Source organism: Micromonospora sp. NPDC049799, from assembly GCF_040656655.1.
Lineage (GTDB): Bacteria > Actinomycetota > Actinomycetes > Mycobacteriales > Micromonosporaceae > Micromonospora.
The window spans coordinates 37,136-52,588 of the sequence record NZ_JBFAMU010000004.1; the positions used below are offsets into that span (position 1 = coordinate 37,136).

At 71.2% G+C, this 15,453-nt stretch carries 19 protein-coding genes; 15 read left to right on the top strand and 4 right to left on the bottom strand.

Annotated elements, in window-relative coordinates:
• Positions 1–21 precede the first annotated feature (21 nt).
• From AB0I76_RS01100 to AB0I76_RS01120, 5 genes are all read left to right on the top strand, one after another.
• Positions 22–561, top strand: a complete 540-nt coding sequence (locus AB0I76_RS01100; RefSeq protein WP_357028018.1) for an RNA polymerase sigma factor — start codon at positions 22–24, stop codon at positions 559–561.
• A gap of 128 nt (positions 562–689) precedes the next feature.
• Positions 690–1,364, top strand: coding sequence for a zf-HC2 domain-containing protein (locus AB0I76_RS01105; protein ID WP_357028021.1), 675 nt, complete (start codon positions 690–692; stop codon positions 1,362–1,364).
• Positions 1,365–1,378: 14 nt separating this feature from the next.
• The gene (locus AB0I76_RS01110) at positions 1,379–2,185 is read left to right on the top strand and encodes an ATP-binding cassette domain-containing protein (RefSeq protein WP_357028023.1); all 807 of its coding nucleotides are present in this window, start codon (positions 1,379–1,381) and stop codon (positions 2,183–2,185) included.
• Positions 2,182–3,522, top strand: a complete 1,341-nt coding sequence (locus tag AB0I76_RS01115; RefSeq protein WP_357028026.1) for a hypothetical protein — start codon at positions 2,182–2,184, stop codon at positions 3,520–3,522. The genes AB0I76_RS01110 and AB0I76_RS01115 overlap by 4 nt, the downstream gene beginning before the upstream one ends.
• A gap of 101 nt (positions 3,523–3,623) precedes the next feature.
• Entirely contained in the window at positions 3,624–4,097 is a 474-nt protein-coding gene (locus AB0I76_RS01120) for a hypothetical protein (protein ID WP_357028029.1), read from the top strand.
• Between the two features lie 22 nt (positions 4,098–4,119).
• On the opposite strand, the gene AB0I76_RS01125 is transcribed toward AB0I76_RS01120, so the two are convergent.
• The gene (locus tag AB0I76_RS01125; protein ID WP_357028033.1) at positions 4,120–4,254 is read right to left on the bottom strand and encodes a hypothetical protein; all 135 of its coding nucleotides are present in this window, start codon (positions 4,252–4,254) and stop codon (positions 4,120–4,122) included.
• A 427-nt stretch (positions 4,255–4,681) separates the two neighbouring features.
• Here AB0I76_RS01125 and AB0I76_RS01130 point away from each other — a divergent pair, with 427 nt between their 5' ends.
• The 4 genes from AB0I76_RS01130 (at position 4,682) to AB0I76_RS01145 (ending at position 8,373) form a co-directional block, all read left to right on the top strand.
• Complete coding sequence (locus AB0I76_RS01130) at positions 4,682–5,776, top strand: winged helix DNA-binding domain-containing protein (protein ID WP_357028036.1); 1,095 nt, start codon at positions 4,682–4,684, stop codon at positions 5,774–5,776.
• Between the two features lie 91 nt (positions 5,777–5,867).
• Positions 5,868–6,266, top strand: a complete 399-nt coding sequence (locus AB0I76_RS01135; protein ID WP_357028039.1) for a hypothetical protein — start codon at positions 5,868–5,870, stop codon at positions 6,264–6,266.
• Between the two features lie 441 nt (positions 6,267–6,707).
• A complete protein-coding gene (locus AB0I76_RS01140; protein ID WP_357028042.1) occupies positions 6,708–8,048 on the top strand; it encodes a metallophosphoesterase in 1,341 nt (446 codons plus the stop codon).
• Between the two features lie 82 nt (positions 8,049–8,130).
• Positions 8,131–8,373 (top strand): hypothetical protein, encoded by a 243-nt coding sequence (locus AB0I76_RS01145; protein WP_357028045.1) that lies wholly within the window; start codon positions 8,131–8,133, stop codon positions 8,371–8,373.
• A 43-nt stretch (positions 8,374–8,416) separates the two neighbouring features.
• On the opposite strand, the gene AB0I76_RS01150 is transcribed toward AB0I76_RS01145, so the two are convergent.
• Positions 8,417–9,271, bottom strand: a complete 855-nt coding sequence (locus AB0I76_RS01150; protein ID WP_357028048.1) for a helix-turn-helix transcriptional regulator — start codon at positions 9,269–9,271, stop codon at positions 8,417–8,419.
• Between the two features lie 99 nt (positions 9,272–9,370).
• Between AB0I76_RS01150 and AB0I76_RS01155 the strand changes: the two genes are divergently transcribed.
• Entirely contained in the window at positions 9,371–10,135 is a 765-nt protein-coding gene (locus AB0I76_RS01155) for an SDR family NAD(P)-dependent oxidoreductase (protein ID WP_357028053.1), read from the top strand.
• A 243-nt stretch (positions 10,136–10,378) separates the two neighbouring features.
• Positions 10,379–10,780 (top strand): hypothetical protein, encoded by a 402-nt coding sequence (locus AB0I76_RS01160; protein WP_357028056.1) that lies wholly within the window; start codon positions 10,379–10,381, stop codon positions 10,778–10,780.
• A gap of 22 nt (positions 10,781–10,802) precedes the next feature.
• Here the strand turns inward: AB0I76_RS01160 and AB0I76_RS01165 are convergent, their stop codons facing one another.
• Complete coding sequence (locus AB0I76_RS01165) at positions 10,803–11,621, bottom strand: endonuclease/exonuclease/phosphatase family protein (RefSeq protein ID WP_357028059.1); 819 nt, start codon at positions 11,619–11,621, stop codon at positions 10,803–10,805.
• Positions 11,622–11,715: 94 nt separating this feature from the next.
• On the opposite strand from AB0I76_RS01165, the gene AB0I76_RS01170 reads away from it, so the two are divergent.
• Both AB0I76_RS01170 and AB0I76_RS01175 read left to right on the top strand, forming a co-directional pair.
• Positions 11,716–12,627 carry an NAD(P)-dependent oxidoreductase gene (locus tag AB0I76_RS01170; RefSeq protein ID WP_357028062.1) on the top strand — a complete coding sequence of 304 codons (912 nt, stop codon included), beginning with the start codon at positions 11,716–11,718 and terminating at the stop codon, positions 12,625–12,627.
• 41 nt (positions 12,628–12,668) lie between these two features.
• On the top strand, positions 12,669–13,448 hold the full coding sequence (locus tag AB0I76_RS01175) for an NAD-dependent deacylase (RefSeq protein WP_357028065.1): 780 nt from the start codon (positions 12,669–12,671) through the stop codon (positions 13,446–13,448).
• 2 nt (positions 13,449–13,450) lie between these two features.
• On the opposite strand, the gene AB0I76_RS01180 is transcribed toward AB0I76_RS01175, so the two are convergent.
• Positions 13,451–13,792, bottom strand: coding sequence for a nucleotide pyrophosphohydrolase (locus AB0I76_RS01180; RefSeq protein WP_357028069.1), 342 nt, complete (start codon positions 13,790–13,792; stop codon positions 13,451–13,453).
• A 135-nt stretch (positions 13,793–13,927) separates the two neighbouring features.
• On the opposite strand from AB0I76_RS01180, the gene AB0I76_RS01185 reads away from it, so the two are divergent.
• Together AB0I76_RS01185 and AB0I76_RS01190 are read left to right on the top strand one after the other, a co-directional pair.
• Entirely contained in the window at positions 13,928–14,821 is an 894-nt protein-coding gene (locus tag AB0I76_RS01185; protein WP_357028072.1) for an alpha/beta hydrolase, read from the top strand.
• Positions 14,822–15,026: 205 nt separating this feature from the next.
• Positions 15,027–15,453 (top strand): ATP-binding cassette domain-containing protein (locus AB0I76_RS01190; protein ID WP_357028075.1); only part of this gene is annotated, 427 nt, incomplete at its 3' end.

Consider the following 15,453-nt stretch of genomic DNA (forward strand, 5'->3'; position numbering starts at 1 on the left):
TCTTATGGGTCGGGCGTCTGTATGGGTGTGAGGGTGGATGAAGCGGAGTTGGTGCGGCGTACCGCTCGTGGCGATCGGGCGGCCTTCGACGAGCTGTATCGCCGGACGTCCCCGTGGTTGCTGGTCCGGCTCCGTCGCCGGTGCGATGACGACGACCTGGTCGCCGATGTCATGCAGGAGACGTATCTGGCGGTGTGGCGGGCGGCGGATTCGTTCGCGGGCGTGAGCGTCGGCAGCGGGCTCGGCTGGCTGTGGTCCATCGCCGCCCGCCGGCTGATCGACGCGTTCCGGCGGCGTGCGAGAGATTCGCAGGCCGTACCGCTACCACTGGCGTCGCAGAACCCACCGGCCGCGGAGGACGTGGCGCTGGACGGCACGGTCGGTGACGAGGTCGGCGACGCTCTGCGCAGACTGGCACCGGAACTGCGCCAGGTCCTGCACGCCATGGTGGTGGACGGACTCACGGTCCACGAGACCGCGGTCCTGCTCGGTCTGCCGGAGGGGACGGTCAAGACTCGCGCCCGCCGTGCGCGACTGGCACTGCGGGAGGCGTTGTCATGACCGCACACATCTCGACTGGCCTGCTGGGCCGGTACGTCGGCGGCGACACCGGTATCGCGCCGGACGTGTTGTGGGCGATGGAGGCACATCTGGAGGAGTGTGCGGCCTGCCGGGGCCGCCTGGCCGAGATGGGCGACGTCGACACGGCGGCGCTGCTGGCCCGTGTCCGGACGGGTCTGGATGCCTCGGTGTCCGCTACCGCACCGGCACCCGTACGGCGTCGGTGGCTGCCTTCCCGGTCCACCCGGTGGGTGACGCCGGTGTTCGTTCCCTGGCTCGCGACGACGGTGCTGGTGGTCCTGGTCGCGCTCGGCTTCGACCTGGCTGCGGCGGCCAGGGGCGGAGCGCTGCCATCGCTGGTTGTCCTCCTCGCTCCGGTGGCACCGTTTCTCGGAGTCGCCACCGCCTGGACGCGGCGGGTCGATCCGGCCCACGAGATGGTCGCCGCGACAGCGCGTGCGGGCCTCGGGTTGGTGTTACGGCGTACCTTGGTCGTCCTTGTCGTGGTCATTCCGGTGCTCGCCGCGGCCGGCTGGCTGGTAGGCGCCTCCCCAGCCCGCTGGCTGCTGCCGTGTCTGGCCTTCACGATGTGCGCGCTGGCATTGGGTGAGGTGGTCGGCCTGCCGCGGGCCACGGCGGGGCTGGCGCTGTTGTGGGCGGCGGTGGTCATCGGGCCGAGCATCGTCACCGCCCGAATGTCGGTGCTGCTGACGGAGGCCGCCCTGCCGGGCTGGGCGGCGCTGACAGTGGTCGTAACCCTCGTACTGATCGCCCGTCGCAACAGTGCCGCCGAGCTTCGATGAAGAGGAAGTACGGAATGAAGAAGGCGATCAGAGCCGCGTCGGTGGCGCCGACGACGCACGCATGGGCGATCCGGGCGCGGGACCTTCGAGTGCGGGCCGGGCGGCACCTTGCGGTCAACGGACTCGACCTGTCGTTGGGCGTCGGCGTGCACGGGCTGCTCGGGCCCAACGGCGCTGGTAAGACGACGTTGATGCGGGTGCTCGCGACCGTGCTGCGCCCGGCCGGTGGTGACCTCGAACTGCTGGGCCACTCCATACACCGGCGGCTCGATCTACGGACGTTGCGGCGATCGATCGGGTACCTGCCCCAGGAGTTCGGTTTCTACGGCCGATTCACGGTGCGGGAGTTCATCGAATACCTGGCCTGGTTGAAGGAAGTGCCCGCGCGCGACGTGCCGGACGCGGTTCAGCGTGCGCTGGAAAGAACGCGGCTCGCCGATCGTGGCAACTCCCGGATGAAGACGCTGTCCGGAGGCATGCTCCGGCGGGCGGGCATCGCGCAGGCCATCGTGAACGACCCCGAGATCCTGCTGATGGACGAGCCGACGGTGGGTCTCGATCCCGAGCAGCGGATGGACTTCAGGTCGCTGCTGCGTGAGCTGGGCACACACACCTGCGTACTGGTCTCGACACACCTGGTGGAGGACGTGGTCGCGGCGTGCACGGACGTGGTGCTGATGGACGCCGGACGGGTGGTGTTCCACGGTGTACCTGCCGATCTGGTGGGGGCGGGTCAGGCGGGGATGGTGGGCGACAGCTCGGCCGAACGCGGGTACACCGAGCTGCTGCGCCGGCACCGAGCCGCGGAGGGCGCGGCGTGACCGGACGGATCCTTCGCATCGAGATCCTTCGTTCGGGTGCCCTGTCGGCGGCTGCCGGGACCGCTCTGCTCGGCGCCACCCTGCTGTATGTCGCCGTGGACGGCTGGGGTGGCCGGTGGATGCTCCTGGCGCTCTGGCAGCGGGAGTTCCTGTTCATCCTCTGGCCCATGGCTCTCGGGGTGGGCGCCTGGCACGCGGGCCGTGATCGCAGGTCCCGCACCGACGAGCTGATCTCGACGACCGCCCGGCCCCGTTGGCACCGCAGCCTGCCGGGGGCCGCCGCGATGGCTCTGTCGGCAGCCGTCGGCTACGTCCTGATGTACGCCGCCGGCGTGGCCCAGGTCGCGGTGTTCGCCAGCTATCTGCCGGGGCAATCCGTGGTGATAGCCGGTGTCGGCGTCCTCTGGATGGTGTCCGGCGCCTGGCTCGGCATGACCGTCGGCGCGCTCGTGCCGTCGCGTCTGACACCGGCTGTCACCGCTGTCGTCGGTGCCGCCGTGGCGATCGTCGCCATCACCGATCGCGGATACTCCCATGTGCCCAAGGTCGTTCACCTGCTGACGCCATCGCCGTTCGGGTTCTGGGGCGACTTCGTGACCGTCTCCGGCAGAGTCAGTGCCGCGCACACCGTGTGGCTGGCCGGCCTGGCCGTGGCCGGTCTTGCCGGTTTCGCCTGCGCCACCCGGACCGCGCGGCTGGTGGGACTTCTGCCGGCGGCAGTCGCCGCAGTCGCGGCCCTGGCGCTGCTGCCCGCTGACCGGCAGCGGCTGCCGGTGCCGGATCCGGAGGCCGCCGCTCTGGTGTGCAGCTCCGATGCGGGGCTCCAGGTTTGTGTGACCAGGGTGCATGCCACGGCCCTGGCGGATCTGCGGGAACCGGCGCGGCAGGCGCTCGCGACACTGTCGGCGAAGCTTCCGCGGGCACCCACGTCCGTCCGGGAGACACCCGCATCGTGGTACGACGCGCAGCCCCGACCACAACCGCGCGACACCCTGCTCGTAGAACTCGAGCTTGACCCCTGGGGAGGCGCGAAGGCAACCCCTGAGGAGCTGCGGTGGCGGCTGCTGGAGGGGGCGGGAACGAGGCCGTGTCCCTACATCATCGGAAAGCCGCTTGCGGCCCGATCACACCACACCGCACGGCTCGCGGCCGCGGCCTGGCTGATTGGGGGGCGACCGCCGTCCGGCGAGTATGGCGACGCGGCGCTGCGGGCGTGGGAGAAGCTTCAATCGCTCCCGGCGACCGAGCAGCGGGACCGCGTTACCGCGTTGCGGGAGGCGGCACTTGCCTGCGACGAGGTGAACCTGCTCGACGTCCTCGTCGGTGACAGCCGATGAGGTGGCTGACGTTGTACCTGCGATGCCGAGGCATCCCTACGTCGGCAGGGGCGGCGCTGGCCGGGGTGACCGTGTTGTGGTGGCTGGGCCAGGTGACCGATGTGCCACGACTCAGACTGTCGGTGGCGGTGCTGACCGTGCTGGTGGCGACGGTCGCCTTCGGGCCGGGGCTCGCCGGGGCGGACCCCGCGTTGGATCGGACGGCTGCGCTCGCCTGGCTGCCTCGGCGGGCCGCACACATCCTCGCCGTCATGGCGACCGCTGCCGTCCTCACCGCCACGCCGGCGCTGGTGAAGGAACCGCTGGCAGCGGTGGCGATCCTGGTCCGGGACGCCGCCGGGATCGGAGGGCTGCTCGCGCTCGGAGGAGTGGCCTGGGGCGCTCACTGGGCCTGGCTTCTGCCCGTCGGATGGACTCTGACGGTGCTTCTGTCCGGGCCGGCGAGTTCGCCCGCGTACCGTGAGGTCCTGACCTGGATGATGCAGCCGGCCGGCACTACGTCGGCCACTGCCACCGCCCTGACCATCGCCTTCGTGGGCGTGGTGACACATGCGGCCTTCGGGGGCCGCCGATAGCCCCGGTCTTCCGCCACTCTGCCTACGCCGGGACTGCCTGCGGATCACCTGCGGCGTCATGGGCGGCCATCGTCTCCTGCCGGCGGCGCTCCTCGTGCAGGCTGGCGCGGTGCAGCCACTTCTCGGGGATGGCGAAACCGTCCACAAGCGTCCGCATGTGCGGGCGGAACTCCTTGAGTAGGCCGTCACCACGCCGGTGATCGCCTTCGAGCGGGCCGACGTGAGGCGACCCTGCTCCAGGACCATCCCCTGTGGGCTCGATGACACTGTGCTTTTCTCGGCCAGGTAGCCGGCACCACCGCACTCGCTGCTACCGCAGCCGTCGGCTCAGGCTCCGAACCTCTGCGGCTGTCAGCTCTGCACCTTCCAGTCGCACCGCAAGCTCGCCCGTCGGGCAGGAGCGCGTCGCCTGGCGTTCGATCCGTCGGCGGCTACTCGCCGAGCACCGCGGCGGCGAGCGGGACCTCGAGTGCCCCCGACAGCAGGCGAGGCCGGAACTCCGGCCTCGCCGCTGACGTGGTGACGGGTACGTGGATGACCCGTCGGGGAGGATGGTGTCCGGGGTGGGCGATAGCGTCGCCGCCATGAGCGTGCTCGATCGTCGCGTCCTCAACCGGGCGCTTCTGGCCCGCCAGCTCCTGTTGCAGCGGCACGACATGCCGGTCGCCGACGCCCTTGAGCAACTGGTGGGGTTGCAGGCGCAGGAGCCCTTGGAGCCGTACGTCGGGTTGTGGAGCCGGCTGGCCGGCTTTCAGCCGCCGGCGCTGGCCGAGTTGCTGCTGAGCCGCCGGGCGGTCCGCACGCTACTGATGCGTCGTACCCTCCACCTGGTGACCGCGCGCGACTGCCTCGCGCTACGGCCCGTGCACCAGGCAATGCTGGTCTCCCGCATGTGGTCGACGTTGCGCCGGGTGCTGCCCGGCGTCGACCTCGACGAGCTGGCGGGACTGGGCCGGCCGCTGTTCGAGGAGCGGCCGCGCATGCTGACCGAGGCGGCCCGCGTGATCGCCGACCGCTGGCCGGGGGTGGAGCCTCGCTCGCTGGGTGACGCGCTCAGCACGTTGGTGCCGCTGGTGCAGGTGCCGCCCCGCGGTGTGTGGGGCGAGCGCGGTGCCGCGTACAACACCACCATCGAAGCGTGGCTGGGCCGCCCGCTGGAGCCGGAGTCGTCGGCCACCGTCGACGCGCTGGTCCTGCGCTACCTCGCCGCCTACGGCCCGGCGGCCAGCGCCGACATCCGGGCCTGGTCGGGGTTGAGCGGACTGCGGGAGTCCATCCAGCGGTTGCGACCGTCGTTGCGGACGTTCCGCGACGAGCGCGGCCGCGAGCTGCTCGACGTGCCCGACGGCGCGCTGCCCGACCCGGCGACCCCGGCGCCGCCGCGCTTCCTTCCGGCGTTCGACAACGCGGTGCTCGGCTACGACGACCGCAGTCGCGTCATCGACACCGAGCATCGCGGATTGAGCGTCACGGGTGCCCGCCTCCTGCTGGTCGACGGCCGGGTGGCGGCCACCTGGGCGGTCACCGGCGGCGACGGCGCGGCGACGTTGCGGATCACGCCGCTGCGCACCCTCACGACGGACGAGCGGGACGCCGTTGTCGCCGAGGGCGAGAGCCTGCTGACCATGTTTGAGCCCGAGCCACGACACGCCAACCGCGTCGTGATCACGGACGTTTGACGCGGGTGTAGGCGCCGCAGCAGGGGGCGACGTGCGGCAGATCCAAGTGCCGACCCCATCCATCGACTACACCGATGGGAGGATCGGCGCCGTGATCGATCTGCCTGAGGGATCTTGGTGGGATTGGGACGTGCTGCACTTCGACGGTGCCCGGCTTCGGTTGGCCGCGGGATACGACCTGACCTACCACCACGGTCTCGAGGTGGTCTTCGCGGACGTCGCATACCTGGCCTGCCCCACCCAGTTCCGGGATCCTCGGTTCCGGGAACCCACGCTCGACGAACGCGCACTGGTGGTTCGGCACGTCGGTGAAGAACCACCGGTGATCGTCGCCTTCGACGTCGACGCACCGAGCGGGGGTGATCATCTTGCCTGTCTGGTCGCGGCAGGGTCGGTCGAGGTCGTACGCGGCCTCGTCTACCGCTACTGGCGGGACAACCTCGCTGCTGGGGAACGACTGGCTCCGCACGTGGGGCCGCCAGAGCGATGAGGGCCGGCCGTCGGAGCGGCTGCTGACGGCGACGTTCACTGCAGCGGAGAGCCGGCACGGATCATCATCGGCGCGGCGTAGATCTCCCCGTCGGGCAGGTAGTAGCGATACTCGCCGTTACCCTTGACGACCCCACAGAAGTCACAATCGTGGCAGCCGAGCGTGACGTTACCGAGCCGCAGTCATCCAACGGCCCGCATCGGTAGCGGAAAGTCGAGGTAGTCGTACGAGACAGGTCCAGATACTCCACATCATGATCATCCGGTATGTAGATCCGACCTGGGACCCGCCCGCACCGGAACGGCACCGTGTGTTGGGGACTCGAAGCCGGGCAGGCCACCTCAGCGGATGAGCGGGAGCCCCGAGTGCTGACCACGCGCCTGCCCACCGCACTCGCGATGCCGGGTTTCCGTCGGCTCCCTTCGCGGGTACCGCACGGTGGTGGGCGCACACACACACTTTGAGCCATACGTCCAGCTCGTCGACGTCACGGACGAGGCCGCGCTGATCGCCTGGGGCGGCTTCCACCTGGGGGAGCACGCGGGCGGGTGGCGGGCAGAGCGAACCGGGGAGACGTTCGGCGCCCGGTCCGAACCGCGTGGCCGGGCGGTGGTGGAGGTGGTCGACGGCGACGGGGTGATCGTCGGCAGGACCGTCACCGACGAGGCCAACCACGCTTGGGTGAAGGGGTTGCGTCCCGCCACGACGTACCGGTATCGAGTGCTCGTGGACGGCGAGCCGTGGGGCGCGGGGGAGCGCTTTGACTGGGCGCCGGGGACGCTGGGCGCCGCATGGCGGCCGCTCGACCAGCGGCTGCGGACCCACGCCGGCGGCTCGCAGCCGGACCCGGTGACCTTCCTGGCCGTCGGCGACTTCGGCGTCGGCATCGCCTCCGGTGCCGACGGGATGCGGCAGCTCGCCGTTGCCCGCACGATGCAGCGGTTGGCAGACGCGTTCGACATCCGGTTCGTCGTCGGTCTCGGCGACTCGATCTACCACGGGCCGGGCGGCCCGCAGGACGCCACCGGCGCCTTCGACGAGGACTGGTGGCTCACGTTCTTCCAACCGTACCGGTACCTGTTCGACCACCTACCCTTCTACCCGACCGCCGGCAACCACGACAGCTCGGACACCGAGGCCAGTGACGACCGGGAGCAGCTCGAGGACAACCTCTACCTGCGCAGCCGGTTCGGGCCGCGGGAGGAGGCCGGGCGGGCGTCGATCGACCCCGGCCTGTTCTACCGGCTGCGGGTCGGCTCGCTGCTGGAGCTGGTCTGCGTCGACACCACCTGGGGAGCCGAGCGGGGCCTGCACTGGTTCGACGAGCCCGGACAGCGGGGGTGGCTGGAGCGGACCCTCGCCAGCAGTGACGCGGTGTGGCAGGTGCCGTTCTCGCACCACCCCGCCTACTGCGCGGGACCCAACCACGAGTCCATGCCGGAACAACTGCAACGGCTGGTGCCGCTGTACCGGCGCCACGGCGTCCGGCTGCTGCTGCACGGCCACGAGCACAACTTCCAGCACGGGCAGGTCGACGAGCTGCAGTACGTGGTGTCCGGCGCGGGCGGGAAGCTGGACGAGAGGACACCGGTCGGACTCGCGGAGGCCGGCACGCTGTCCTGGGCCGCCGTGCCGCACTGCCTGCTCGTGCACGTGACGCCGGACCGGCTGGTCGTGATCCCGTACGGGCCGACGCCGCCGGGAGCCACGCCGGTTCCCGTCGCCCGCCGGCGACCTGATGGGACGGTGACCCACGAGCCGATCACCGTCCCCCTGCACTGACCCTTGCGAAACTGTCCGAACCGACGAGGGAGGGCAACAGATCATGGGTAGACGAACGGTGGCTGTGCTGACGGTGGGGGGCGTGGCGGGGATCTTCCTGGCCGCCGGCTGCGCATTCCGGGAGTCGATCTGCTCCTCCGGTGAGTACCCGGTGGCAGCGGTGCGGAGCACTACCGGCCGGACCTGCGTCGAGGACGGACAAGCGCCGCCCGCCGGCTTCGTGCAGTTCCCCGAGGGCAAGGTTCCGCAGCACGTCGGCGACGAGTGGGACCGGTACTGGGCCGAGCACATGCTGGACGAGAACGGTCGCGAGCTCGGCGTATGAACGTGGATCGGCGCTCTGCCTCGGCCGGTTCGCCAGGCAGGATTCAACGTGGCGGCGCGTCGATCGGGAATCGCTCGTGCCCCAGCACGGCGAGCAGTTTCAGCTTCTCGTAGCCCTCGCTGCGCGGCGGCGCGGTGAGCACGAGCAGGGCCTGGGACTGGTCCTCGGTGAACAGCGCCTGGCAGTCGAGCTCGATCGGGCCGAGCTCGGGATGGATGAGCGTCTTGTGGTCCGCGAAGCGCTGGGCGACCTCGTGGCGTTCCCACAGCTCGGCGAAGTCCGGGCTCGCCTTCTGCAGCGCCCGTACGATCTCGCCCGCACGCGACTGCGGGCCCATCGACCCGTACGCGGCACGCAGGTTGGCGACCTGGGCGCGGCCCTGCCGGTCGCGGTCCGGCTCGGGGTAGCGCAGCCGCTCCGCGGGATCGGTGAACCATCGGTAAATCTCGCTGCGGGCGAGCCCCGTGTGGCCCGATCTGTCGCCGAACAGGGCTTCGGCCATCCGGTTCTGCACGAGTGTCTCGCCGAGATTGGACAGGACCAGGGCCGGGGTGTCGTCGAGCCGGTCCAGCACGCGCAGCAGCGCCGGGGCGACGTGCGTCGTGGTGGACACGGTGGCCGGGGCGTTGTGCCCCGCAACCCGGAACAGGTAGTCGCGTTCGTCGCTCGTCAACCGCAGCGCCCGCGCGAGCGACGCGAGCATCTGCGGGCTCGGCTGCGGGCCGCGCTGCTGTTCGAGGCGGGTGTAGTAGTCGGTCGACATGGCGGCGAGGGTGGCCACCTCCTCCCGTCGCAGACCCGGTGCGCGCCGGCGCGCGCCCGCCACCAGCCCGACGTCCCCGGGCTGCAGGGACTCCCGACGGCGGCGCAGGAAATCGGCCAGTGCTGCACGGTCCATGATCTGAGTATCCGGCGACGGCGGGCGCGAACCAGGGATCGCCGATCCCCCGACAAGCGGTCTCTGCCCCCGAACGGCACGGCGGACCAGGGTTGGTTCATGAACATCTCCGGAAACACCATCTTCATCCCCGGGTCCACCACCGGTATCGGCCTCGCCCTCGCGCTCGCGCTGAAGGACAGAGGCAACAGGGTGATCGTCGGCGGCCGGCGCGTGGACCTGCTCGAGCAGATCGCCGCGGAACATCCCGAGATCGACACCGTCACGATCGACACGGCGGATCCCGCGAGCGTCGACGCGGCCGCCAAGGAGGTGTTGAACAGACACCCCGACCTCAACGTCCTGGTCACGATGGCCGGCATCATGCGTGTCGAGGACTGGCACCAGCCCGCATCGTTCCTCGCGTCCGCCGAATCGGTCATCACGACCAACGTGCTCGGCCCGATCCGCCTCATCGCCGCGTTCGTCGAACACCTGCGGGCGCAGCCGGACGCCACCATCATGACCGTCTCGTCGGGCCTCGCCTTCGCACCGCTCAAGGTCACCCCGAGCTACAACGCGTCGAAGGCCGCGATCCACATGCTCAGCGAGTCGATCCGGCTGCAACTGGCCGACACGACCGTGAAGGTCGTGGAGCTGGAGCCGCCGGCTGTGCGTACGTCGCTCCTGCCCGGGCAGGAGAACAGCGCGTTCGCGATGCCGCTGGACGAGTTCGTGACCGAGGTCGTCGGGCTGATCGAGTCACAACCGGACGCGAAGGAGATCCAGGTCGCACGCGTCAAGTTCCTCCGCTACGGCGAGGCGCGCGGCGACTACGACCAGGTCGTCGCGACCCTCAACGCGGCCGACCCGCACGGACAGTAGCTTCTGGCGGCATAGCACGATGGGTTCCGGGGTAGAAGAACGTCACTGCGTGCCTGGTGGGACGGCCGGAACCGCCCGACCGGCAGGGGAGAGGCCCAACGCCGCGCCGGTGCCGGTGCGAGGCGATCAGGCGGATGAAGGGAGGTCGATCACGATGTTCCACGGTGGATCCGATCGTCGACGGACGGGTGGCGTCAGCGGCCCGACCGCCGGCGGCGCCGCACGTCGGGCCGGGTGAGCACGATGCCCGTGTACCCCGCGCCCCGTCCGGTGCCCGCCGAGCCGCCGGTTCCCGGCCGGTACGTGCTCTACCTGCGCGACCGGCTGCTGGAGGCCGAGGCCAGCCTGACCGCCATGAGCGAGAAGTACGAGCGGACCAAGGCCCGGTTCGACAGCTACTACGCGCGGCAGGGCATCACGCCCGAGGCCGACATCGTCAACTACATCAATGCCAAGGGGATGAACCCCGAGCTGAAGTTCTGGTACGCCAAGGTCGAGCACTTCCAGCGTGAGCTCACCGCCTACGGTGCGGCACTGACCGGGCTGGAGGCGGCAGGCCGGATGCTGGCGGCGGAGGGCCGTCGGCGTCCCACGGAGAGCCGGCGACCCCGTCCCGGCCGGCGGGACCTCAACCGCGCCAGCTGATCCCCCGGCGCGACCGGTCCGGTCAGAGGGCGGACGTGAGGGTGACCAGCATGCTCGGGTGATCGGTCGTCCCGCCCATGTCGATCGACCTGGTCGACTGGACGGTGAGGTCGGTCGTGGCGGTGATCTGCTGCACGGCGCCGTCGTCGGCCCGCGGGTGGTCCGGCGGTACGCAGGACCGTACGTCGGGTGTGCCGCCCTGCCGGAGGTTGAGGTCGCCGCCCAGCACGAGAGGCCGACTGGGATCGGTCGACCGCACGGCCGGGAGAACGGTGTCGAACAGGTGGCGGCACTGGCCGAGCGCCGCGGCCGTGCTGAAGGCCGCCAGGTGGGTGGTGCAGGCGTGCACCACGGTGGCGGAGACGCAGAGCCAGGCCCGTTCCTCCGGGTCCGCGAGGTCCTGCGTCGGGTGGATGCCGGCGTGCACCACGTGCCCGCGGCGTGGTGTGAACACCAGCAGACCGATACCGTACGGCTGGCCGTTGCGACACCGCGTGGCGTCGCCGCTCGGGCGGTCCCCGGCGGCCTGGAAGGCCGACACGACGGTGCCGCCGACGCGGACGTCGGCCAGCGCTCGCCTGAGGGGCTGGACGTCGTCCCGGCAGATCTCGTTCAGGGAGACCACGTCCGGTTCCTCGGCGCGGATCACCTCGACGGCCCCGGCCACCGACCGGCCCGTGTAGCAGCCGGCCCGGCCGCTGTTGCACAGGTTCATCTGGAGCACCCGCAACGACGTCGACCCGGCCGTGTCCGCCGTCGTCGACCCCGCCGGCACCGCGACGGCGACGGTCAGGAGCAGGACGGCGACCACTCGCCGGAGACCGCGGTACCGAGACTCCACGACGCACCGCCTCGGGGTGGGGGTGCGCGAAGCGTATCGCGTCCGGAGCAGGTCATCCCGTGCAGCGCGACGCGCGACGGGCAAGGATGTCGCCATGACCGATCCTGTTCTCGCGTCCGCACTGCCCCGCCGTGTCGTCGTCACCGGGGCCGCCGGGAAACTCGGTCGCGCCGTGGTCGCGCACCTGCGCGACGTGGGTGTCGACGTGCTGGCCGTGGACCGCGCCCCCGGAGGTGATCCCCGCGACGTCCACGGCGAGTTCCTTCTCGTCGACCTCACCGACTTCGGGCAGGTGGTGGAGGCCTTCACCGGGGGCGCCGACGAGCACGCGGGCGGGGTCCAGGCGGTGGTGCACCTGGCGGCGGTTCCCGCCCCCGGGCTGCTGCCCAACGCGACCACCTTCGCGAACAACTCCGCCGCGACGTACAACGTCTTCGCGGCGGCGCGCACCGCGGGGATCAGGCGGGTGGTGTGGGCGTCGAGCGAGACGGTCCTCGGGCTGCCGTTCGACACTCCGCCGCCGTACGCGCCGGTCGACGAGGAGTACCCGCCGCGTCCCGAGTCGACGTACTCGCTGAACAAGGCGCTCGAGGAGGAGATGGCACGGCACTTCTGCCGGTGGGACCCCGAGCTGGTCATGGTGGGCCTGCGGTTCTCCAACGTCATGGACGTCGAGGACTACGCCGGGTTCCCGTCCTTCGACGCCGATCCTCTCCTGCGGCGATGGAACCTGTGGGGCTACATCGACGCCCGAGACGGGGCCCGGGCGGTCGAGCGGGCACTTGCCCACGACCGGCCCGGCGCGGACGTCTTCATCATCGCCAGTGCCGACACCGTCATGAGCAGGTCCAGTGCCAGTCTCATGGCCGAGGTCTACCCGGGCGTCGAGGTCCGAAAGGAGCTCGGCGAGCACGAGACGCTGCTCAGCATCGACAAGGCACGACGCGTGCTGGGCTACGAGCCTCGGCACTCCTGGCGGGACCACGTGGACCCCACGGGTCGCTGAGTCGAGATGTACCGCGGCCACGACGGGAAGGACCACGGCAGATGACGAACCAGGGCGTACGGGAGGCCGCGGACCTGCTTCGGCGGGCCCGGCGGGCCGTGGTCTTCAGCGGGGCCGGAATGTCGGCCGAGAGCGGTGTGCCGACGTTCCGCGACGCCCTCACCGGGCTGTGGCAGCAGTTCGACGCCCAGGCTCTCGCCACGCCGCAGGCGTTCCACGACGACCCCGCCCTCGTGTGGGGCTGGTACGAGTGGCGGCGTACCGCCGTCGCGCGGGCGCGACCGAACGCGGGGCACGTGGCCGTCGCCGCGATCGAGGCCCGGGTGCCGCACGCCGTCGTCGTCACGCAGAACGTGGACGACCTGCACGAACGGGCCGGGTCGGTGGATCCCGTCCACCTGCACGGCAGCCTGTTCGCGCCGCGGTGTTCGGCGTGCGCCCGTCCGGCGCGGGCGGCGGACGGGCCGGGGGAGGAGCCGACGGACGGCCGCCGTGTGACCCCGCCGTCCTGCGGGCACTGCTCCGCTCCGATCCGGCCCGGCGTGGTCTGGTTCGGCGAGGCGCTGCCGGAGGACGCGCTGGACACCGCCGTCGACGCCGCCTCGTCCTGCGACGTGCTGCTGACCGTCGGCACCTCCGGTCTGGTGTATCCCGCCGCCGAGATCCCGCAGGTGGCGGCGCGGTTCGGCGCCGCGGTGATCCAGGTCAACCCGCAGGAGACACCGTTGGACGCGGTGGCCGCCGTCAACCTGCGCGGCCCGGCCGCCGAGGTCCTCCCCGCCCTCGTCCGGGCGGCGTGGGAGGCCGAAGACCGGGCCTGACGTCAGCGCTTGGTCGCCGACCCCTTCGCCTGCTCGACCGGATAGCGCGTGGCCGCCTCGTCCAGTTTGGTCAGCGCCGCGTCGACCAGGTCGATACCGAGCACGTCGGCGAGGCGGGTCAGGTAGATCATGACGTCGCCGATCTCGGCCCGTACCCGTGCGCCGGCGTCCGGGTCCGCCATGACCCGACCCGCCTCCTCGGGCGTGAGCCACTGGAACTCGGCCAGCAGCTCACCCACCTCCCCGGCGAGGGCCATCGCGAGGTTCTTCGGTGTGTGGAACTGCTGCCAGTCCCGCTCCTCGGCGAAGGCCCGCACGGCGGCGGTGAGGTGGTCCGTCGTCACGCCAGGCAGTGTGCCAGACGTGCGGGCCGGGCAGCGGAACCCGCGGGAACTGGTGATTTCGCCGATGCGGCGGTCGGGCGGCCCGTCCAACACTGACCCACGTCGATATGTCCCGACCACCAGGGAGTGCCCGACGTGTCATCACCAACCACCACCCGTCCCCGTACCGCCCGCATCGCCCGGCTGGCGGTGGCCGCCGTCCTCGCCGCCGTGGCCGTCCTCGCCGCTCCGGCCGGTCCGGCCCTGGCAGCCAACCCGTACGAGCGGGGCCCCGCCCCGACCGTCGCGCTGCTGGAGGCGAGCCGTGGCCCCTTCGCCACCTCGTCGCTGTCCGTCTCGTCGTGGAGCGTCACCGGCTTCGGCGGCGGCGTCATCTACTACCCGACCACCACCAGCGAGGGCACCTTCGGCGCCATCGCGATCTCTCCCGGCTACACCGCCTCGTGGTCCAGCATCAGCTGGCTCGGCCCCCGGATCGCCTCGCACGGCTTCGTGGTGATCGGGATCGAGACCAACAGTCGGTACGACCAGCCGGCCAGCCGGGGCCAGCAACTGCTCGCCGCCCTCGACTACCTGACGCAGCGCAGCTCGGTGCGGGGTCGGATCGACGCCACCCGTCTGGCCGTGGCTGGCCACTCGATGGGCGGCGGCGGCAGCCTGGAGGCCGCCTCCGACCGCCCGTCGCTGCAGGCCGCCGTGCCGCTGGCGCCGTGGAACCTGGACAAGACCTGGTCCGAGCTGCAGGTGCCGACGCTCATCATCGGCGGCGAGTCCGACAGCATCGCCCCGGTCTCGTCGCACTCCGAGCCGTTCTACGCCAGCATCCCCGCGTCGGCGGAGAAGGCGTACCTCGAACTCAACGGGGCCAGTCACTTCTTCCCGCAGTCCACGAACACGCCCACCGCCCGGCAGATGGTGGCCTGGCTCAAGCGCTTCGTGGACGACGACACCCGCTACGAGCAGTTCCTCTGCCCGGGCCCGACGGGGCTGGCGATCGAGGAGTACCGCAACACCTGCCCGAGCGCCTGACCGGGTACGGCGGGGCGGTCGCCGGACGCGACCGCCCCGCCACACCTTGCGGTCCGCGTGCAGAAACCCGCCCGCTTCGGTGCGGCGGCGAGGGCGCGGGAAGCCGCGAGGAACAGTCGGTCTGAAGATCGAAGGTCTTGACGCGGCATCCGAGAAAAGTACACTGCGAGTGTAAATAACTCCCGCCACGAGCGAGGGATGGGTGATGGACGACGGGCTCGCGCTGCACCACGTCGGAGTGCGTTTCGGAGGTCTCACCGCCCTCGACGACGTCTCCCTGCGGGTGCCCCCCGGCCGGGTGGTGGGGGTGATCGGCCCCAACGGGGCCGGCAAGACCACCCTGTTCAACGTGATCTGCGGCTTCGTCCGCCCGGGGTCGGGGTCGCTCACGTTGGACGGCCGGCCGCTGCGACCGCGACCGCACCGGCTCACCCGTCTCGGCATCGCCCGCACCCTCCAGGGAGCCGGTCTCTTCGCCGGGCTGACCGTCCTGGAGAACGTGATGGCCGGCGCCACGCACAGCGCGCGGGCCGGCTTCCTGCCGGCGCTGCTCGGGCTGCCCCGCAGCGACCGAGACGAGGACCTGCTGCGCCGGCACGCCCTCGACGTCCTCGCCGGCCTGGGCATCGCCG